Genomic DNA, 19,050 nt, shown 5'->3' with positions numbered 1-19,050 from the left:
CCTCACCGGGGGACGGGCTCGCAGACCCGCTGGATGACATTGTGCTGGTACCCGGCGTGACCATACCCGAGGAACCACCCGCTGGCAGGGGGCCGACCGCTCGTATGGCCACGGAGGTGCACACGGTCTGGGTGAGCATCGTCAACGCGACCGCGACCACAGCAGACAACCTGGCCACCGGACTTGACGGCGACGCTAATGTTCGGGGCCTGGTCGCGAAGATGAATGCGTTCTGGGCCGAGGAATCGGGCGGACGAATCTCGGTGGTGTTCGGCGGGTACGAGAAGCGCGACCTCAACGGCTCCTGCGGTCTGAGCGACATCTTCTCGCGCGCCAGCCAGAAGGCCTTCAGCGGCAAATTTGACCAGTATCACTGGATGGGGACGAAAGAACACTTGCTGATTCTTCCCCGCGACGGCTGCTTCGTCGGGGGTGTCGGCGGGTTGGGCAGCCTAGGTGGCGGTGGCGGCGTCATGCTCGGTATCCAAGGGGTGTCAGGGGTGGGTGCCCTCCCCGTCGTGCTGCACGAATTCGGGCACAATCTCGGCTTCAGCCACGCCAACTCGGCCATCTGCCCGAGCTCTGCGAGCACTGACGCCGCCGCTGGTTCCTACCTCAACGGGACCTGCCCGGTGGAACGCTACGGCGACACCCTGGACATCATGGGAAGCGCCCGGGATGACGCGACGCCGCACCTGTCGAGCCCGCAACGTATCTCGGCCGGCTACCTCAGTGACGTGAAGACGCTCACGGCCGGCAGCGCCACCACCACGATCATGCCGCTGGACAGCCGCGGAACGACGGGGACCCGCGCCCTGCGGGTCGTCGACCCGCTCACGCAGGAGACGTACGTGGTGGAATTCCGCACGTCGGCGGGGGCGGACGCCACGTCGGCGGAGTTCGCCTGGCCACAACAACATCTTGGCCCGTTCAAGGGAAGCTTCTACAGCTACTCATCGGACATGAGCCCGATCACGGGAGGGGTGCGGGTGCTCCGGGAGCTTCCGTATGCGCAAGGCACCGAGACCGCGGTGCTGGCGACTGGCCTGATACCCGGGTCGCTCGATAAAAGGCTGCGTGACACCCACCTCGATGCCGGCGAATCGTTCGTGAGCGTGAACGGCGGATTCACTCTTCGTGTCACCTCGCTCAACGCGAAGACCGGGGCCGTGGTCACCGTCACGTTCGGCACGACACCGGCCGCGCCGATCGCCACCGCGGTCACCCTTGACCAAGTTGCCGGCGCGGACTGGTGGACACAGGTGTCGGGGTCAACCAAGACTCTTCAGGTGCGCGCGACTGCGACGGCCGGGAACGGGAAGGTGCCCAGCGGCAAGATGGTGTTCCTGGCCGGCACACGCAGCTTGGCCACCGTCGCGACGAATGCCAGTGGGGTGGCCCTCTACACGCTGCCCAGCACCCTGACAGCGGGCACCTACGCGGTGGCAGCTCAGTTTGTGCCCACCGCCACGACCCTGGCTCCATCACGTTCGGCGGAGTCCACGCTCACCGTCACCCCGGGCCCCGCCGCCAGCACGACAGGCCTCACGGTCAGTCGAAGCAGCCAGGTCTACGGATCGGCCACCCGCATCGCGGCCACCGCCGCCGTCGCCAAGGTCGGAGGCGTCTACCCCGCCGGAAACGTCGAGTTCCTCTCGGGTGGCACTGTGCTGGGGTCAGCGAGACTGGGCGCGGGGGGAACCGCGGTTTACACCCTGTCGTCCACGCTTGGCGTGGCAGCGCGCTCAATCACGGCCCGGTTCGTCCCGGCAACGGCGGCCGTCAGGGCTTCCACCTCGCCCGCCGTGGCCGTGACAGTGACCAAGGCAACGGCCAAGGCCGTGGTCTCGCTCCTGGCAGCGTCAGTGAAGACGACGAAGAGCGCGGTGGTCAAGGTGGCGGTAACCGTGCCCGGGGTCGCCCGGCCGACCGGCACGCTCGCCGTCTACGCCAACGGCAAATTGGTCAAGTCATACCCGCTGGCCGCGGCCGCGGCCGGCAAGGCATCACTCACCCTTCCGGTGCTGTCCACGGCGGGCGTGAAGACCATAACCGTTCGATACAGCGGCAGCGCGAATATCCTGGCAGCCACCTCGTCGGGCGCCCGGCTCACCGTGGTTAAATAGCCCCCGAGTGCCGCGGAATGACGCGGATCTCAGCGACACGCCCAACGCGACACGCCCGGGTTGCACAATGACCCAATCCTGTGGCAGACTCTTCTAGTTCAACACTTTCGGATCGCGCTGCACGCGAGACCGGAATCACTGCCAGGCAGTGCATAGCTCGCCCCACGGGGTCGGAGTTAGGCCGCGGGTAGCAGAACGAAGCTTAAATCAACTCTCGGCTGACTGGGTAAAACCATGTCAACCATCAGGCCTTGCGGCCTGGGGGAGTTGGGTCGAGAAGGCCGGAATCCCGGTTGGATCGAAATTGACAGATGAACAGTGGTGCGATAGCAGCAGTGCTACTACGGCGTCCAATGCAGCCCTCGGGATGTAAGAAGCCTTGACAAGAAAGAGAGTTCGACATGGCGGGACAGAAAATCCGCATTCGACTTAAGTCGTATGACCACGAGGTCATCGACATCTCGGCGCGCAAGATCGTCGACACTGTCACCCGTGCGGGTGCAACCGTTGTCGGCCCCGTGCCGCTTCCGACCGAGAAGAACGTGGTGTGTGTCATCCGTTCCCCTCACAAGTACAAGGACAGCCGGGAGCACTTTGAAATGCGCACCCACAAGCGTCTGATCGACATCATTGACCCGACGCCGAAGGCCGTCGACTCGCTTATGCGTCTCGACCTGCCGGCCGACGTCAACATCGAGATCAAGCTCTAGGGCCCGCGATGTCGTACGCAGATACCAAGACCACCAAGGGCCTCCTCGGCAAGAAGCTCGGCATGACTCAGGTGTGGGACGAGAACAACAAGCTTGTTCCCGTTACCGTCATCGAGATCTCGCCGAACGTCGTCACCCAGATCCGCACGAAGGACATCGACGGCTACGCCGGCGTCCAGATTGCCTCTGGCGCCATCGACCCCCGCAAGGTGAACAAGCCGTCCGCAGGACACTTCGAGAAGGCCGGCGTCACGCCGCGCCGCCACGTCACCGAGCTCCGCACCGCGGATGCCGCTGACTACACCCTGGGCCAGGAGCTCACCGTTGACGGTGTGTTCGTTGCCGGCACCAAGGTCGACGTCATGGGCACCTCCAAGGGCAAGGGCTTCGCCGGTGTTATGAAGCGTCACAACTTCAAGGGTGTTTCCGCTTCGCACGGTTCGCACCGCAACCACCGTAAGCCCGGTTCCATCGGTGCCTCCTCGACCCCCAGCCGTGTCTTCAAGGGCATGCGCATGGCCGGTCGTATGGGTGGCGAGCGCGTGACCGTGCTGAACCTCAAGGTTCACGCGATCGACGCCGACAAGGGCCTCATCCTGGTTAAGGGTGCCGTTCCCGGCGCCAAGGGCCGCCTCGTATTCGTCCGCACCGCAGTGAAGGGAGCGTAGTTCTTATGGCTACCGCACTCGACCTCATCGATGCCAACGGCAAGAAGGCCGGCTCCGTCGACCTGCCCGCCGAAATCTTCGACGTCCAGACCAACATCCCCCTGATTCACCAGGTTGTTGTCGCGCAGCTCGCTGCCGCACGCCAGGGAACGCACAAGGTGAAGAGCCGCGGAGAAGTTTCCGGTGCCGGCCGCAAGCCGTTCAAGCAGAAGGGAACCGGTCGCGCTCGTCAGGGCTCGATCCGCGCCCCTCAGATGACCGGTGGTGGCATCGTCCACGGACCGACCCCGCGCAGCTACGACCAGCGCACCCCGAAGAAGATGATTGCCGCCGCGCTCAAGGGTTCACTCTCTGACCGCGCCCGTGGCGACCGTCTGCACGTGGTGACCGCGCTGTTCTCGGCCGAGACGCCCAGCACCAAGGGCGCCATCACGCTGCTCACCCAGATCGCCAGCAGCAAGCACGTGCTGGTCGTTCTCGAGCGCACCGACGAGCTGACTCTCCGCAGCATCCGCAACCTCCCGACGGTGCACGTGCTGTCCTGGGACCAGCTGAATGCCTATGACGTTCTCGTCTCTGACGACATCGTCTTCACCAAGGGCGCGTTTGACGCGTTCGTGGCGCACAAGACCAAGAAGGAAGAGGTGTCCGCATAATGGCTACCCCGATTCAAAAGGACCCCCGCGACGTCATCATCGCTCCGGTCGTCTCTGAGAAGAGCTACGGCCTGATCGACGAGGGCAAGTACACCTTCATCGTGGACCCGCGTTCGAACAAGACCGAAATCAAGCTGGCGATCGAGAAGATCTTCAAGGTTGAGGTTGCTTCGATCAACACCATGAACCGCATCGGCAAGACCCGCCGTACGAAGTTCGGCATGGGTAAGCGCAAGGACACCAAGCGTGCGATCGTCACGCTCAAGTCCGGTTCCATCGACATCTTCACGGCCGTCGGCTAAGCGGCACGGGTTAGAGGAATAAGAAATGGCTATTCGTAAGTACAAGCCCACGACCCCCGGTCGTCGCGGTTCTTCTGTTGCGGACTTCGCAGAGATCACCCGTTCGACGCCCGAGAAGTCGCTGCTTCGTCCGTTGTCCAAGACCGGTGGTCGTAACAACCAGGGTCGCATCACGACGCGTCACATCGGTGGTGGCCACAAGCGCCAGTACCGCGTGATCGACTTCCGTCGTAACGACAAAGACGGTGTCAACGCCAAGGTCGCTCACATTGAGTACGACCCGAACCGTACGGCGCGCATCGCGTTGCTGCACTTCCTGGACGGCTCCAAGCGCTACATCATTGCGCCGAACAAGCTGAACCAGGGCGACATCGTCGAGTCGGGTGCCGGTGCTGACATCAAGCCCGGCAACAACCTGCCGCTGAAGAACATCCCCACCGGTACCATCATTCACGCCATCGAGATCCGTCCGGGTGGTGGCGCCAAGCTGGCCCGCTCCGCCGGAGTGTCGGTTCGCCTGGTCGCGAAGGATGGCATCTACGCCCAGCTGCGCCTGCCGTCCGGAGAAATCCGTAACGTCGACGCTCGCTGCCGCGCCACGATCGGCGAGGTCGGCAACGCCGAGCAGTCGAACATCAACTGGGGCAAGGCCGGCCGTATGCGCTGGAAAGGCGTTCGCCCGACCGTTCGTGGTGTTGCCATGAACCCGGTCGACCACCCGCACGGTGGTGGTGAGGGTAAGACGTCCGGTGGACGTCACCCCGTCAGCCCCTGGGGCCAGAAGGAAGGCCGCACCCGGCACCCGAACAAGGAAAGCGACAAGCTCATTGTTCGTCGCCGTACCGTCGGCAAGAAGCGTAAGTAGGAGTAGACGATGCCTCGCAGTCTCAAGAAGGGCCCGTTCGTTGATGACCACCTGCTCCGCAAGGTAGTCAAGGCAAACGAAGCCTCTAGCAAGAACGTAATCAAGACCTGGTCGCGCCGTTCGATGATCATCCCCGACATGCTCGGGCACACCATCGCGGTTCACGACGGTCGCAAGCACATCCCGGTGTTCGTCACCGAGAGCATGGTTGGGCACAAACTCGGCGAGTTTGCTCCCACCCGCACCTTCCGTGGTCACGTGAAGGATGACAAGAAGGGTCGTCGCCGCTAACGCGGTGACGTGAAGGAGGAGAAATGGTGGAGTCGATCGCACGCGTGCGTCACATCCGCGTTACCGCCCAGAAGGCCCGTCGCGTTGTCAACCTGATTCGTGGCAAGCAGGCGCATGAAGCGCTGGGAATTCTCAAGTTCGCGCCGCAGGGCGCGTCCGACCCCGTGTACAAGCTGGTCGAATCGGCCATCGCGAACGCACGGGTCAAGGCTGATGCAGCCAACGAGTTCCTGGACGAGCAGGACCTGTTCGTTTCCCAGGCATTCGTCGATGAGGGCACGACCCTCAAGCGTTTCCAGGCCCGCGCACAGGGTCGCGCATTCCAGATCAAGAAGCGTACGAGCCACATCACTGTTGTGCTCGCCACTCCTGAGGAGGGTACGAAGTAATGGGTCAGAAAGTAAACCCGTATGGCTTCCGTCTGGGAATCACGACCGACCACGTGTCGCGTTGGTTCTCTGACAGCACGAAGCCGGGCCAGCGTTACAGCGACTTCGTCGCTGAGGACGTCAAGATCCGCCGCCTGTTGAGCACCAGCCTCGACCGCGCCGGCGTTTCCCGCATCGAGATCGAGCGCACCCGCGATCGTGTCCGTGTCGACATTCACACCGCCCGTCCGGGCATCGTGATCGGTCGTCGCGGCGCGGAAGCAGAGCGCATCCGGTCCGACCTTGAAAAGCTCACCGCCAAGCAGATCCAGCTGAACATCCTCGAGGTCAAGAACCCCGAGCAGGATGCACAGCTTGTCGCGCAGGGCATCGCAGAGCAGCTCTCCGCTCGTGTGGCTTTCCGCCGCGCGATGCGTAAGGGCCTGCAGGGCGCCCAGCGCGCCGGCGCCAAGGGTGTTCGCATCCAGGTGTCCGGTCGTCTCGGTGGCGCTGAGATGAGCCGTTCGGAGTTCTACCGCGAAGGCCGTGTGCCGCTGCACACCCTGCGCGCGAACATCGACTACGGCTTCTACGAAGCCAAGACCACCTTCGGCCGCATCGGCGTGAAGGTCTGGATCTACAAGGGCGACATCACCAACAAGGAACTCGCTCGTGAGCAGGCCAACGCTAAGTCGTCCCGCCCCGAGCGTCGTGACGACCGTCCCCGCCGTGCGCCTCGCGCAGAGGGCGCGGCTCCGGTTGCAGCAGGAGTTGAGGCTAAATAATGTTGATTCCCCGCAGAGTTAAGCACCGCAAGCAGCACCACCCCGGCCGTACCGGCCACGCAACCGGTGGTACCACTGTTTCGTTCGGCGAGTATGGCATTCAGGCCCTCACCCCCGCGTACGTGACCAACCGTCAGATCGAGTCCGCTCGTATCGCCATGACGCGTCACATCAAGCGTGGCGGCAAGGTCTGGATCAACATCTACCCGGACCGCCCGCTGACCAAGAAGCCGGCCGAAACCCGCATGGGTTCCGGTAAGGGTTCGGTCGAGTGGTGGGTCGCGAACGTCAAGCCGGGCCGCGTGCTCTTCGAGCTCTCCGGTGTCTCTGACACCGTTGCTCGTGAAGCGCTCACCCGTGCAATTCACAAGCTGCCCCTCAAGGCACGCATCATCAAGCGCGAGGAGGGCGACGCATAATGGCGATCGGATCCAAGGAGCTCGCCTCAGTCGAGCTCGATACTTTTGAAAACGAACGACTGTTCGACGAGCTGAAGAAGGCCAAGGAAGAGCTGTTCAACCTGCGCTTCCAGTCGGCCACCGGCCAGCTCGAAAGCCACGGCCGCCTCCGCGCGGTCAAGCGGGACATTGCACGCATCTACACGGTTCTCCGTGAGCGCGAGCTGGGCATTCGTGCCACTCCCGTCGCAGTCGAGGCTCCGGCCAAGGCTGAGAAGAAGACGACCAAGAAGGCCAAGGCCAAGGACGCATCCACGGATGCTCCCGAGGCTGACGCCGTCGAGACGAAGGAGGCCTAATCATGGCGAAGACTGACGAAACGGTCGTCCCCGCCGAGGCTCTCGTGCGCGGCTACCGCAAGACGATGCGTGGATACGTCACCAGCGACAAGATGGATAAGACCATCGTCGTTGAGGTCGAAGACCGCGTGAAGCACCCCCTGTACGGCAAGGTCATCCGCCGTACGTCCAAGCTGAAGGTTCACGACGAGGCGAACGCTGCCGGCGTCGGCGACCTGGTCCTGATCAGTGAAACCCGTCCGCTGAGCGCCACCAAGCGCTTCCGCCTGGTCGAGATTCTCGAGAAGGCCAAGTAAGCCTCGCGCTTACTTGATAGAAGGAGTTAGAAAGTGCTTCAGCAAGAATCACGACTCAAAGTTGCCGACAACACCGGTGCCAAGGTCCTGTTGACGATCCGTGTTCTCGGTGGCTCCGGCCGTCGTTACGCCGGACTGGGCGACGTTATCGTCGCCACCGTCAAGGACGCCATCCCGGGCGGCAACGTCAAGAAGGGTGACGTCGTCAAAGCCGTCATCGTTCGCGTCAAAAAGCAGACCCGTCGTCCAGACGGCTCGTACATCAAGTTCGATGAGAACGCCGCAGTGATCTTGAAGGCTGACGGAGACCCCCGTGGTACCCGTATCTTCGGACCGGTCGGTCGCGAACTCCGCGACAAGAAGTTCATGAAGATCATTTCGTTGGCACCGGAGGTTATCTAAATCATGGCCAGAATCAAGAAGGGTGACCTCGTTGAGGTCATCACCGGCCGCACCCAGGCTCGCGGCGGAGACCGTGGCAAGCAGGGTCGTGTGCTCGAGGTACAGGTCGAGAAGAACCGCGTCCTGATCGAAGGCATCAACTTCGTCAAGAAGCACGTTCGCGTCGGCCAGACCCAGCGCGGCTCCAAGACCGGCGGCATCGAGACGGTAGAAGCATCGATCCACGCTTCCAACGTCGCGCTCGTCGACCCGGAGACCAAGAAGCCGACCAAGGTCGGATTCCGCCTCGAAGAGGTAACGAAGGACGGCGTCACCAAGACGGTCCGCGTTCGTTACGCCAAGAAGTCAGGTAAGGACCTCTAATGACTGACACCACTACTGAGGCCACCAAGCCTGTCGTGCTGCCGCGTCTCAAGCAGAAGTACCGCGAAGAGATCTCCCTGCAGCTCGCCAAGGACCTGGGCTTCACCAACGTCCACCAGGTACCCAACCTGACGAAGATCATCGTCAACATGGGTGTCGGCGAGGCTGCACGCGACGGCAAGATCATGGATGGCGCCGTCGCCGACCTCACCAAGATCACCGGCCAGAAGCCGCAGGTCACCAAGGCACGCAAGTCCATCGCGCAGTTCAAACTGCGTGAAGGACAGCCCATTGGCACGCACGTCACACTTCGTGGCGACCGCATGTGGGAGTTCCTCGACCGGCTGCTCAGCCTCGCCCTGCCCCGTATCCGCGACTTCCGCGGCCTCTCGGACCAGCAGTTCGACGGCGCCGGCAACTACACCTTCGGTCTCACGGAGCAGGTTATGTTCCACGAGATCGACCAGGACCGGATCGACCGTGTTCGCGGTATGGACATCACTGTTGTGACGACCGCCAAGAACAACGACGAAGGCCGCGCGCTGCTCAAGGCGCTGGGCTTCCCGTTCAAGACGGCCGAAAACTCCAAGTAGATTTACCCCGGGGGCCGGACAACCGTTCGGCCCCCTCCACCACCACAGGTCGTCATCCGTGTAACGGGTGCACGAAACCAGGCGAGAAAGGCACCACAAAATGACAATGACAGATCCGGTCGCAGATATGCTGACCAGACTGCGCAACGCTAACTCGGCGTACCACGACACAGTGTCGATGCCGCACAGCAAGCTCAAGGCGCACATCGCAGACATCCTCAAGGCTCAGGGTTACATCTCTGCCTGGGATGTCAAGGATGCAGAGGTCGGAAAGACCCTCACGCTGAACCTCAAGTTCGGCCCCAACCGCGAGCGTTCCATCGTCGGCATCAAGCGGGTTTCCAAGCCCGGCCTGCGCGTGTACGCAAAGTCGACTGAGATCCCCACGGTTCTCGGCGGCCTCGGCGTTGCCATCCTGTCCACCTCCAGCGGTCTGCTCACCGACCGCCAGGCTGAGAAGAAGGGCGTAGGCGGAGAAGTTCTCGCCTACGTGTGGTAGCCGACAATGTCACGTATTGGAAGACTTCCGATCGAGATCCCCGCGGGTGTCACGGTCGAAGCTAACGGCCAGGCCGTCAGCGTCAAGGGTCCGAAGGGCGAGCTCGCGCTCACCGTCGCCAACCCCATCGAGGTCCAGGTCACCGATGGCCAGGTTCTGGTCACCCGTCCCGACGACGAGCGCGCTTCGCGTTCGCTGCACGGACTGACCCGTACCCTGATCGCCAACCAGATCATCGGCGTCACCGTGGGTTACACCAAGGGACTCGAGATCGTCGGTACCGGTTACCGAGTCGCACAGAAGGGCACCTCTGTTGAGTTCGCCCTCGGCTTCTCCCACCCGGTCCTCATCGAGCCGCCCGTTGGTATCTCCCTGACCGTCGAGGGCGTTAACAAGCTCACGGTCAGCGGTATCGACAAGCAGGCTGTCGGCGAGGTTGCCGCAAACATCCGTAAGATTCGCAAGCCAGAGCCCTACAAGGGCAAGGGTGTGCGTTACGCCGGCGAGATTGTTCGCCGCAAGGCCGGAAAGAGTGGTAAGTAACCATGGGTCTCGGAACTAGAGGAAAAAGCAAGTCGGCTGCCCGCGGACGCAGGCACGCACGTCTTCGCAAGAAGATCCAGGGGACCGCGCTTCGTCCGCGTCTCGTCGTCACCCGTTCAGCTCGCCACGTATTCGTGCAGGTCGTTGACGACAGCAAGGGTTTCACCCTCGCGTCGGCGTCGACTCTCGAAACCGGTCTGCGCACCTTCGATGGTGACAAGACCGCCAAGGCGCACAAGGTCGGCGAGCTCGTCGCCGAGCGCGCCAAAGCCGCCGGTATCGAAGCCGTCGTATTTGACCGTGGTGGCAGCAAGTACGCAGGACGCGTCGCAGCCATCGCCGAAGGAGCCCGAAAGGGAGGGTTGGACCTGTGAGCACTGAATCCAGTAGCACCGCAGCAGCGAAGGAAGCTGACGTCGTCACTGAAGTTCCGGTGGAAACCGCAGCTTCGACCACGCCGCCGCAGAACGAGCCTCGTGAGGCTCGCCGTGGTGGCCGTGAGCGCAGCCCGAACCGTGAGCGCGGAAGCCGTGACGCCGAGAAGAGCCAGTTCCTCGAGCGCGTCGTCACGATCAACCGTGTTTCCAAGGTGGTCAAGGGTGGTCGTCGCTTCAGCTTCACCGCTCTGGTCGTCGTCGGAGACGGTAACGGCCTGGTAGGCGTTGGTTACGGTAAGGCCCGCGAGGTCCCGACCGCAATCAGCAAGGGCGTCGAGGAAGCGAAGAAGAACTTCTTCCGCGTTCCCCGCGTCGGCCTGACCATCCCGCACCCCGTTCAGGGTGAAGCAGCTGCCGGAGTCGTTCTTCTCCGTCCGGCCGCAGCAGGTACCGGCGTTATCGCCGGTGGCCCGGTGCGCGCCGTACTCGAATGCGCCGGCATCCACGACGTTCTGAGCAAGTCGCTCGGTTCGTCGAACACCATCAACATCGTGCACGCCACGGTGGAGGCCCTGCACCAGCTCGAAGAGCCTCGTGCAGTCGCGGCTCGCCGTGGCCTCTCCTACGAAGACGTGGCCCCGGCCCGTTTTCTGCGTGCCGACGCGGCTGCAGCAGCAGCCGCCGCAAGCGCGAAGGCAGGTGCCTAATGGCTCAGCTGAAGATTACGCAGATCAAGTCCAAAATTAGTGAGAAGCAGAACCAGCGCGACACGCTTCGCAGCCTGGGCCTGCGTCGCATTGGCGCCGTCACGATCCGCGAGGACAACTCGCAGAACCGTGGCTACGTCAACACCGTTGCTCACCTGGTGAAGGTCGAGGAGATTGACTAATGGCTGACGAGAAGGAAGCTACCGAGAAGGTAGCAACCAAGCCCGCCGCTAAGAAGGCCGCCGCCCCCAAAAAGGCGACGACCACGAAGGCTGCTGCAGCCAAGGCTCCGGCCAAGACTGTTGCCGCCAAGAAGGCCGCCGCGCCGACTGAGCCCACTGAGGTCCGTCCGCAGGTGCTGAAGGTTCACCACCTTCGCCCCGCGCCCGGTTCGAAGAAGGACAAGCAGCGCGTTGGCCGTGGTGAAGGATCCAAGGGTAAGACCGCGGGTCGTGGAACCAAGGGCACCAAGGCGCGCTACACCGTGCGCATCGGTTTCGAGGGTGGGCAGATGCCTCTGCACATGCGTACCCCGAAGCTGCGCGGGTTCAAGAACCCGTTCCGCGTCGAGTACCAGGTTGTGAACCTGGAGCGCCTCGCCGAGCTGTACCCGACCGGCGGCGATGTAACCATCGCTTCACTGGTCGCCAAGGGTGCCGTTCGCGACAACGAGAAGGTCAAGGTTCTCGGCAATGGTGACATTGCGGTTAAGCTGACTGTTGCAGTCGATAAGGTCTCCCGCTCAGCAGAGCAGAAGATCGTCGCAGCAGGTGGCTCGATCAAGTAGTAAGACCCGTAGACGAGATCGAGCTTGTCGAGCCTGCTCAGCGACTAATGCGCTGACGCTGACTCGGCAAGCTCGTTCTTTGTTACTAACTGGAGGCCTTTTTTGTTTAGCGCCATTGCGCGGATATTCCGCACACCGGATCTTCGTAAGAAGATCGGGTTCACCCTGGGCATCGTCGCCCTGTTCCGACTGGGCTCGTTCATCCCCGCCCCGTTCGTGGACTTCGGCAACGTGCAAGCATGTCTTGCAGCGAACCAGGGAACGAGCGGCCTCTACGAGCTCGTGAACCTGTTCAGCGGTGGCGCCCTGCTGCAGCTGTCCGTCTTCGCGCTGGGGATCATGCCGTACATCACGGCCTCCATCATCGTGCAGCTGCTGCGCGTTGTGATCCCTCACTTCGAAACCCTGTACAAGGAGGGTGCGGCCGGCCAGTCCAAGCTCACCCAGTACACCCGTTACCTCACCATCGCCCTCGGTATCCTGCAGTCGACGACCTTGATCACGGTGGCCCGCAGCGGCGCCCTGTTCGGCACGTCCGCCTCCTCCGAGTGCTCCCAGTTGCTCACCAACGATGCCTGGTACGCCATCATGCTGATGGTCATCACCATGACCGCCGGTACCGGCGTGATCATGTGGATGGGTGAAATGATCACCGAGCGCGGCATCGGCAACGGCATGTCGCTGCTGATCTTCACGTCCATCGCGGCGCAGTTCCCCAACTCCCTCATCTCGATCGCCCAGCAGAAGGGCATCGACGTCTTCCTCATCGTGCTCGCGATCGGCCTCGTCGTCGTCGCCGGTGTGGTGTTCGTCGAACAGTCGCAGCGCCGCATCCCGGTGCAGTACGCCAAGCGGATGGTGGGTCGCCGCACCTACGGCGGTAACAACACCTACATCCCGATCAAGGTGAACATGGCCGGCGTCGTGCCCGTCATCTTCGCGTCGTCGCTGCTGTACCTGCCGGCCCTGATCGCCCAGTTCAACCAGCCCGCCGCCGGCGAGACGCCGCAGGCCTGGGTCACCTGGGTCACCAACAACCTCACCCAGGGCAGCCACCCGCTGTACATGGCGTTCTACTTCCTGCTCATCGTGGGCTTCACCTACTTCTACGTCGCGATCACCTTCAACCCCGAAGAGGTCGCCGACAACATGAAGAAGTACGGCGGGTTCATTCCCGGCATCCGTGCCGGCCGGCCCACCGCCGAGTACCTCGACTACGTTCTCACCCGGGTGACGCTGCCCGGTGCGCTCTACCTCGGCCTGATCGCCCTGATCCCGCTGATCGCCTTCTCGCTGATCGGTGCCGACCAGAACTTCCCGTTCGGTGGCGCCAGCATCCTGATCATCGTCGGCGTCGGCCTGGAGACGGTCAAGCAGATCGACTCGCAACTGCAGCAGCGCCACTACGAAGGACTTCTCCGATGACCCGACTTCTCGTGATCGGCCCGCCCGGCGCCGGCAAGGGCACCCAGGCCGTGCGCCTGGCCGAAGCCTTCGGTATCCCCGCCATCTCCACCGGCGACATCTTCCGTCACAACGTGAAGACCGAAACCGAGCTGGGCCTCAAGGTCAAGGCGTTCATCGAGGCCGGCAAGTACGTGCCGGACTCCCTGACCAACGAGATCGTCGCCGACCGGCTCCAGGAGCCGGACGCCCTGAACGGGTTCCTGCTCGACGGCTACCCGCGCACCACCGACCAGGTGCTCGAGCTCGACCGCCTGCTCGAGGCCGAGGGCACCTCGCTCGACGCCGTGGTGCAGATCGTCGCCGACACCGATGAGGTCGTGGGCCGGCTGCTCAAGCGCGCCGCCGAGCAGGGCCGCGCCGATGACACGGCCGACGTCATCCGCCACCGCCTCGACGTGTACGAGGAGCAGACCGCTCCGCTCATCGACCTGTACGACCAGCGCGGCGTCGTCGTGACCGTGGACGGCCTCGGCGCCGTCGACCAGGTCACCGACCGGATCGTGGCGGCCCTGGCCGAGCGCGGCCTGCACGCCGTCGGTCCGACCGACAGCTTCGCGAGCGCGTCCGTCTGATCCGCTCCACCCGGGCACCGGATCTTGCCGGTGCCCACCGCCTTTGCACGATGAATTAGTTTGCAGGTATGTCCGTGGCTCTTCGCCGCTCCATCTACAAGTCCCCGGCGCAGATGCGCCTCATGCTGGCCCCCGGCCTCGCGACCGCCGCGTCGCTGGACGCGGCCCGCGCGGCGATGCGGGTGGGCGCCACCACCCTCCAGCTGGATGCCGCCGCTGAGGCCGCGATCGTGGCCCGGGGCGGCAAGCCCAACTTCAAGCTCGAGCAGGGCTACTTCCACACCGTGTGCGCCTCGGTGAACGACGACATCGTGCACGGCATCCCCGGCGCCCGCGTTCTCGGCCCCGGCGACATCGTCTCCATCGACAGCGGCGCGGTCATCGACGGCTGGAACGGCGACGCCGCGTTCACGTTCGTGCTGCCCGACCCGTCGCGGCCGGAGCTCGTCGCCGAGCGCGAGGAACTCTCCCGCGTGACCGAGCAGTCGCTCTGGCACGGCATCGCCCGGCTGCACGAGGCCCGGCACCTGAACGAGGTCGGCGACGCCATCGAGGACTACATCGAGTCGCAGGGCAGCTACGGCATCCTCACCGACTACGTGGGCCACGGCATCGGCCGGTCCATGCACGAGGCCCCGCCGGTGTTCAACTACCGGGTGCGCCAGAAAGGGCCTGACGTGAAGCCCGGACTCGTCGTGGCGATCGAGCCGATGGTCGTGCTCGGCGACATCGAGACCTACACCCGCGACGACGACTGGACCGTCGCCACCAGCGACGGTAAGGCCGCCGCGCACTGGGAGCACAGCGTCGCCGTGCACAAGGACGGCATCTGGGTGCTCACCGCCCACGACGGCGGAGCCGCGGGCCTCGCCCAGTTCGGCATCACCCCGGTCCAGCCCGCGTAACCCGCCCGCGGGGTCACCCAGGCTCGCCGGGCTCGACCACTGGGCCGGTGCGCATCCGCCACCGACTGTTCCCCCTGCGGACAATTGCACCCGGTGTGCCGGGACCATTTGTCCGGTGCGGGAACAGCTAGGCGGGCCGTGCCCCCAGAACGGCCGCCAACCGCGCGCCCCGGTCCGTGGACCGGTAGGTTGGGGCCGGAAGAAGGTGTTGATCTCACATGACTCGACTCTCGAAATCACACGCACAGACCACGACGGGTGAAGCTGTCAGCACACCTCGGCATGTGGCCCACGGCCGGTTGACATTCGCTGCCGCTCTGAGCGTTGTCGTCACCGCGCTGGTCGTATTCGGATCCGTAGCGCCGGCTGGCGCGGAAACCTCGGCGGATGCCACCACCGTTACCGACGTCGAATCCGTCGCGGGAACTGCCGCGGCGAAGAAGACGACCTATCTCTACAAGATCGTGTACGACGCGACGATTTACGAGCTCGTGACGAACCCGGACGGCACCCAGACGCCCGTTCGACTGAGCTACGAGAAGTGGCGGGACGTTTACGGCCTGCAGGATCCTGAACCGGCGGCCACGGATTTCGTGAAGTACCCGTGGTCGGAGACCGTGTACGCGGTCACCTTCTGGCCGGGCGGGGAGGGCAACTGGCTGTGGACTCCGCTCACCTACCCGATGTGGGAGGCCGCCAAATTCCCGACCCCGCGCATCGCCGGGTGGATCAAGGACAGTTACTTCTACAAGTGGGCGACGTCGGATGAGCTGTTCGTGGAAGGCCCCGACGGTGTGAACCACAAGCTCTCGTATAAGGAGTGGGCCAACTCCGGGTTTCGCGCATTCTTCATTCGCGCCGATGAAGGATTCATCAAATTGTCCTGGGCGCCGGAGCTGGCGAGAATCTCCAGTCTCGGCACCGGCGCAGGCCGTCCTCTGGGCTACGCGGAGTGGCAAGGGGAGGGCTTTCCCACACCTCTGGTCGTGCAGCGTATGGACAACGAGTTGTTCTACATGGCCTGTGACAGTACGGACATCTGGTACGCCGGGCCCGGTATGAACCGCCGGATCTCGTTCCAGGAGTGGCGGGCCGCCGGAGCGCCGACGGCGACCGCCTGCCTCCACTGACATCCGTCACAAACTGTTCCCCATGCGGACAAATGCACCCGGTGTGCCGGGACCATTTGTCCGGTGCGGGAACAGTTAGGCGTCCATGACGTGGACGAGCTCGTCGATGAAGGAGGCGAAGTCGACGGAGCGCTTGATCAGCCGCTGCACCTCGACCCGGTCGGCGAAGACCTCGACGAACTGGTCGAAGACGGCCTGGAAGGTGCTGCGGCCGGCGGCGCTGAACGCGATCAGGGCGACCACGTTCACCCGGTTGTCGCCCCAGTCCATCGGGGTGTCGTTGATGACGATCGCGATCGAGGTCTGGGTCGCGCTCATCGACATGGCGTGCGGTACGGCGAGGTTGTCGGTGAACGCCGTTGACGACATCAGCTCGCGCTCGATGGCGCCGTCGACGTAACTCTGGTCGATCAGGCCCTTCGTCATCATCCGTTCGCCCAGGGCGGTGATCATGGCGGTCTCGTCGGGGGCGTAGAAGTTGCGGGAGAACAGCGACTCGTCGAAGAACTGCAGCAGGTCGTCCTTGAGACGCGCGCGGCGGCGCATCCGGCGCACCCGGCTGGCCTGCTGGCGGATGCGGTCGACGTCGTTCTGGGTGAGGAACGGCTGGATCACGATGACACCGTCGGCGTGCAGCTGCGGGTCGATGGTGGTGAGCACGAGGTCGGCGTCGAGCTCGTCCCAGGCCACATCGGACCGGGTGATCACCGCGACGACTTCGAGGTCGTCGCCGAGCACCCGTTCGATGCGCTCACGCAGCAGCACGTGCATGTCGTAGTAGTTCGGGCAGACGATCGCGCAGGTGACCAGCTCCACCCGCCGGGTCTGCTGCTCGAGGTGCGCGCCGACGTGCATGGCGATGTAGGCGATCTCGTCGTCGTTGATCACGATCTGCTCGGCCCGCTGCAGCTCGCTGGCAATGTAGACGGCGAGTTCGTAGATCAGCGGGTAGGAGGTCTTGATCGACCGGGTGAGCGGGTTGCGGGAGTAGGACTTGTCGTGCGCCCGGTTGATCAGGTTGCGCACATGCAGGGTGAGCCGCACGATGAAGTCGTCGTCGTCAAGGTCGACGAGGTACTCCTGGCTGGCCCGGTCGACGATGGCGCGCATCACGGCGAGCTCCTCCGGCCGTACGTAGCTCTCGATCAGGGTCTCGGCCGGCTGGTCGTGCCCCGGGGTGATCACCCGGGTGGTGAGCAGGAACGCGAGATAGGCGAGGTCGCCGCTGCCCAGGCTCACATCGAAGTGCGTCAGGATCAGACCCGACAGCGAGGTGGCCAGCTCCGACGGCGGCTCGGCCACCGCCGGCGCGGGGGAGAGGTGCTTGGTGACCCGGTCGATGGCGATGGCCACGTGCAGCAACACATTGTTGATGCCGTACTCGTTGATGAAGTAGCCCTGGCCGTCGAGCAGCGCGATGAGGTCGGTCTTGAACGCGCCCAGGCTGTCGGCGCCGGCCTGGCCGGAGGTGAACTCGCGCTGGATGGTCTCCAGGTCGATCATGCCCCTGGCGCTCTCGTCGCGGAACATGCGGCTGAGCAGCTTGCGCCGGTCCGTCTCCGAGCCGGTGAGGGTCACGACGCTGCCGTGCCGCACCAGGGCCAGGCCGCTGTCGGGCAGCAGCAGGCGCACCCGGGCCAGGTCGGCCTCGACCGTGGAGTCGCTGACGAAGTTCTCGGCGGCCAACTCGTAGACGTCGAGCCCGTCGGGCGATTCGGTGAGCCGCCGCACCAGGCTGGAAAGCCGTTGCTGCGGGGTATCGGCATCCGCCTCCCGCACCTGGGAGCGGTTGGACGCGGTGAAGCTCGCGAATTCGTCGCGGTTGAGCCGGTAGCCGGCGGTGCCGGACTCGATGAGGGTGAGCGGATGCGCGGCCGCCTTCACCGCGGTGACGTAGCTGCGCACGCTCCGCGGGGTCACGCCCAAACGGTCAGCAAGTTCGCCTGCCGTGATCCAGCTGGATGTCTGGGACAGGAAGTCCAGCATCCGCGTCTGTTTATCACTCATCGTGCGCAACTCCATTGTCTCAAGAGTAGTCAAGCAGAGTGCGGGCCGGGCACGGTAGGACACCAGCGTGTTTCCGCTCCCTGCGGAAAAGGGTCTGGTGGCGCCCGGTGCCCCCACAGAGGACAGTGGTACTTGCATTCAAAGGATCGATGAAAGGAAAGAATCAATGAAGATTCTCATCGTTTGTGGTGCCGGAGCGTCCAGCGCGTTCGTCGCGCACCGGTTGCGCGTCACCGGCAAGGAACGTGGGCTCACCCTCACTGTCGTCGCCGGCAGCGAATCCGACCTGCCGGCCTCACTCGACACCATCGACGTTCTCCTGATCGGTCCCCACCTCGCCCCTCGTTTCGATCGCATCAGCGCTCAGGCGAAGACACGGGGCGTTGGCGTTGCGCTGCTGCCGGCTTCGGTGCTCGCGGCGCGCGACGGCACCCTGGCCCTCGACCTGGCCGTGGATGCGGAACACGAACGCTCCTGGGTCTGACCAGAACGGTCAGGCCACACCCTGATTGTTGTGCCGGCGCTTGCCGGCCGCCCGCAGTGAGCCGGGACCTCGACTGAGGCCCCGGTGACAATCCCGCACGATGGAAAGGCAGGCGTAGAAGATGGCTGTACGCACCGTACTGATCGGATCGACGCATGGGCTGCACGCCCGCCCCGCAAAACTCTTCACCAAGGCCGCCGCGGCCGCCGGCGCACCGGTCACCCTGCAGAAGGGTGACGGCAAGGCCGTCAACGCCGCCAGCATCCTCGGCGTCATCTCGCTGGGCATCAACCACGGCGACAGCGTCACCCTGAGCACCGACGGCGACAACGCCGAGTCGGTGCTCGATGAACTCTCCGAGCTCCTCCTCACCGACCACGACGCGTAAGC

General features: G+C 64.1%; 28 protein-coding genes. 27 read left to right on the top strand and 1 reads right to left on the bottom strand.

All coding sequences use genetic code 11. The features are described from left to right. Nucleotides 1–104: 104 nt before the first annotated feature. The 25 genes from ACU5E9_RS09065 to ACU5E9_RS08945 all read left to right on the top strand — a co-directional run bounded on the left by ACU5E9_RS09065 (nucleotide 105) and on the right by ACU5E9_RS08945 (nucleotide 16,169). Complete coding sequence (locus ACU5E9_RS09065) at nucleotides 105–2,126, top strand: Ig-like domain repeat protein (protein ID WP_456813264.1); 2,022 nt, start codon at nucleotides 105–107, stop codon at nucleotides 2,124–2,126. A 401-nt stretch (nucleotides 2,127–2,527) separates the two neighbouring features. Continuing rightward, a complete protein-coding gene (rpsJ, locus tag ACU5E9_RS09060; RefSeq protein WP_035834607.1) occupies nucleotides 2,528–2,836 on the top strand; it encodes a 30S ribosomal protein S10 in 309 nt (102 codons plus the stop codon). An 8-nt stretch (nucleotides 2,837–2,844) separates the two neighbouring features. Beyond that, nucleotides 2,845–3,504 carry a 50S ribosomal protein L3 gene (gene rplC / locus ACU5E9_RS09055; protein ID WP_088457178.1) on the top strand — a complete coding sequence of 220 codons (660 nt, stop codon included), beginning with the start codon at nucleotides 2,845–2,847 and terminating at the stop codon, nucleotides 3,502–3,504. Nucleotides 3,505–3,509: 5 nt separating this feature from the next. Then, nucleotides 3,510–4,160, top strand: a complete 651-nt coding sequence (gene rplD, locus ACU5E9_RS09050) for a 50S ribosomal protein L4 (protein ID WP_456813263.1) — start codon at nucleotides 3,510–3,512, stop codon at nucleotides 4,158–4,160. Further along, nucleotides 4,160–4,462 (top strand): 50S ribosomal protein L23, encoded by a 303-nt coding sequence (rplW, locus tag ACU5E9_RS09045; protein WP_088457176.1) that lies wholly within the window; start codon nucleotides 4,160–4,162, stop codon nucleotides 4,460–4,462. The genes rplD and rplW overlap by 1 nt, the downstream gene beginning before the upstream one ends. A 25-nt stretch (nucleotides 4,463–4,487) precedes the next feature. Further along, nucleotides 4,488–5,327 (top strand): 50S ribosomal protein L2, encoded by an 840-nt coding sequence (gene rplB / locus ACU5E9_RS09040; protein WP_110128309.1) that lies wholly within the window; start codon nucleotides 4,488–4,490, stop codon nucleotides 5,325–5,327. Nucleotides 5,328–5,336: 9 nt separating this feature from the next. Continuing rightward, nucleotides 5,337–5,618, top strand: coding sequence for a 30S ribosomal protein S19 (gene rpsS / locus ACU5E9_RS09035; protein ID WP_066597628.1), 282 nt, complete (start codon nucleotides 5,337–5,339; stop codon nucleotides 5,616–5,618). 23 nt (nucleotides 5,619–5,641) lie between these two features. Further along, nucleotides 5,642–6,007 carry a 50S ribosomal protein L22 gene (gene rplV / locus ACU5E9_RS09030; RefSeq protein ID WP_456813262.1) on the top strand — a complete coding sequence of 122 codons (366 nt, stop codon included), beginning with the start codon at nucleotides 5,642–5,644 and terminating at the stop codon, nucleotides 6,005–6,007. Further along, nucleotides 6,007–6,771, top strand: a complete 765-nt coding sequence (gene rpsC, locus ACU5E9_RS09025) for a 30S ribosomal protein S3 (protein WP_066597624.1) — start codon at nucleotides 6,007–6,009, stop codon at nucleotides 6,769–6,771. The genes rplV and rpsC overlap by 1 nt, the downstream gene beginning before the upstream one ends. Then, complete coding sequence (rplP, locus tag ACU5E9_RS09020; protein WP_066597622.1) at nucleotides 6,771–7,190, top strand: 50S ribosomal protein L16; 420 nt, start codon at nucleotides 6,771–6,773, stop codon at nucleotides 7,188–7,190. Before rpsC ends, rplP begins: the two co-directional genes overlap by 1 nt. Further along, nucleotides 7,190–7,528 (top strand): 50S ribosomal protein L29, encoded by a 339-nt coding sequence (gene rpmC / locus ACU5E9_RS09015; RefSeq protein ID WP_066597620.1) that lies wholly within the window; start codon nucleotides 7,190–7,192, stop codon nucleotides 7,526–7,528. The genes rplP and rpmC overlap by 1 nt, the downstream gene beginning before the upstream one ends. A gap of 2 nt (nucleotides 7,529–7,530) precedes the next feature. Further along, the gene (gene rpsQ / locus ACU5E9_RS09010; RefSeq protein ID WP_104165738.1) at nucleotides 7,531–7,824 is read left to right on the top strand and encodes a 30S ribosomal protein S17; all 294 of its coding nucleotides are present in this window, start codon (nucleotides 7,531–7,533) and stop codon (nucleotides 7,822–7,824) included. A 33-nt stretch (nucleotides 7,825–7,857) separates the two neighbouring features. Further along, complete coding sequence (gene rplN, locus ACU5E9_RS09005; RefSeq protein WP_066597616.1) at nucleotides 7,858–8,226, top strand: 50S ribosomal protein L14; 369 nt, start codon at nucleotides 7,858–7,860, stop codon at nucleotides 8,224–8,226. 3 nt (nucleotides 8,227–8,229) lie between these two features. Further along, a complete protein-coding gene (gene rplX, locus ACU5E9_RS09000; protein WP_088457174.1) occupies nucleotides 8,230–8,589 on the top strand; it encodes a 50S ribosomal protein L24 in 360 nt (119 codons plus the stop codon). Beyond that, nucleotides 8,589–9,182 carry a 50S ribosomal protein L5 gene (gene rplE / locus ACU5E9_RS08995; RefSeq protein ID WP_456813261.1) on the top strand — a complete coding sequence of 198 codons (594 nt, stop codon included), beginning with the start codon at nucleotides 8,589–8,591 and terminating at the stop codon, nucleotides 9,180–9,182. Before rplX ends, rplE begins: the two co-directional genes overlap by 1 nt. A 100-nt stretch (nucleotides 9,183–9,282) precedes the next feature. Beyond that, the gene (gene rpsH / locus ACU5E9_RS08990; protein ID WP_066597609.1) at nucleotides 9,283–9,681 is read left to right on the top strand and encodes a 30S ribosomal protein S8; all 399 of its coding nucleotides are present in this window, start codon (nucleotides 9,283–9,285) and stop codon (nucleotides 9,679–9,681) included. 6 nt (nucleotides 9,682–9,687) lie between these two features. After that, nucleotides 9,688–10,224, top strand: a complete 537-nt coding sequence (gene rplF / locus ACU5E9_RS08985) for a 50S ribosomal protein L6 (protein ID WP_088457172.1) — start codon at nucleotides 9,688–9,690, stop codon at nucleotides 10,222–10,224. Nucleotides 10,225–10,226: 2 nt separating this feature from the next. Next, nucleotides 10,227–10,598, top strand: a complete 372-nt coding sequence (gene rplR / locus ACU5E9_RS08980) for a 50S ribosomal protein L18 (protein ID WP_456813260.1) — start codon at nucleotides 10,227–10,229, stop codon at nucleotides 10,596–10,598. Then, nucleotides 10,595–11,308, top strand: a complete 714-nt coding sequence (rpsE, locus tag ACU5E9_RS08975) for a 30S ribosomal protein S5 (RefSeq protein ID WP_084021204.1) — start codon at nucleotides 10,595–10,597, stop codon at nucleotides 11,306–11,308. The genes rplR and rpsE overlap by 4 nt, the downstream gene beginning before the upstream one ends. Further along, entirely contained in the window at nucleotides 11,308–11,490 is a 183-nt protein-coding gene (gene rpmD, locus ACU5E9_RS08970) for a 50S ribosomal protein L30 (protein ID WP_066597599.1), read from the top strand. The genes rpsE and rpmD overlap by 1 nt, the downstream gene beginning before the upstream one ends. Further along, a complete protein-coding gene (gene rplO, locus ACU5E9_RS08965) occupies nucleotides 11,490–12,095 on the top strand; it encodes a 50S ribosomal protein L15 (protein ID WP_456813259.1) in 606 nt (201 codons plus the stop codon). Before rpmD ends, rplO begins: the two co-directional genes overlap by 1 nt. Before the next feature lie 102 nt (nucleotides 12,096–12,197). Then, complete coding sequence (gene secY / locus ACU5E9_RS08960) at nucleotides 12,198–13,520, top strand: preprotein translocase subunit SecY (RefSeq protein WP_456813258.1); 1,323 nt, start codon at nucleotides 12,198–12,200, stop codon at nucleotides 13,518–13,520. Continuing rightward, nucleotides 13,517–14,134 carry an adenylate kinase gene (locus ACU5E9_RS08955; RefSeq protein WP_456813257.1) on the top strand — a complete coding sequence of 206 codons (618 nt, stop codon included), beginning with the start codon at nucleotides 13,517–13,519 and terminating at the stop codon, nucleotides 14,132–14,134. Before secY ends, ACU5E9_RS08955 begins: the two co-directional genes overlap by 4 nt. Before the next feature lie 68 nt (nucleotides 14,135–14,202). Further along, nucleotides 14,203–15,039, top strand: a complete 837-nt coding sequence (gene map / locus ACU5E9_RS08950) for a type I methionyl aminopeptidase (RefSeq protein ID WP_456813256.1) — start codon at nucleotides 14,203–14,205, stop codon at nucleotides 15,037–15,039. Between the two features lie 218 nt (nucleotides 15,040–15,257). Next, nucleotides 15,258–16,169 carry a hypothetical protein gene (locus tag ACU5E9_RS08945; RefSeq protein ID WP_456813255.1) on the top strand — a complete coding sequence of 304 codons (912 nt, stop codon included), beginning with the start codon at nucleotides 15,258–15,260 and terminating at the stop codon, nucleotides 16,167–16,169. A gap of 75 nt (nucleotides 16,170–16,244) precedes the next feature. On the opposite strand, the gene ACU5E9_RS08940 is transcribed toward ACU5E9_RS08945, so the two are convergent. Next, the gene (locus tag ACU5E9_RS08940; protein ID WP_456813254.1) at nucleotides 16,245–18,176 is read right to left on the bottom strand and encodes a BglG family transcription antiterminator; all 1,932 of its coding nucleotides are present in this window, start codon (nucleotides 18,174–18,176) and stop codon (nucleotides 16,245–16,247) included. 166 nt (nucleotides 18,177–18,342) lie between these two features. Between ACU5E9_RS08940 and ACU5E9_RS08935 the strand changes: the two genes are divergently transcribed. Continuing rightward, nucleotides 18,343–18,660 (top strand): PTS sugar transporter, encoded by a 318-nt coding sequence (locus ACU5E9_RS08935; protein ID WP_456813253.1) that lies wholly within the window; start codon nucleotides 18,343–18,345, stop codon nucleotides 18,658–18,660. A 121-nt stretch (nucleotides 18,661–18,781) separates the two neighbouring features. Continuing rightward, nucleotides 18,782–19,048: an HPr family phosphocarrier protein gene (locus ACU5E9_RS08930; protein ID WP_456813252.1), complete on the top strand. Its 267-nt coding sequence runs from the start codon at nucleotides 18,782–18,784 to the stop codon at nucleotides 19,046–19,048. Nucleotides 19,049–19,050 lie beyond the last annotated feature (2 nt).

It is taken from the genome of Cryobacterium sp. AP23 (genome assembly GCF_054075385.1).
This window is presented reverse-complemented; position numbering and strand designations above follow the sequence as displayed.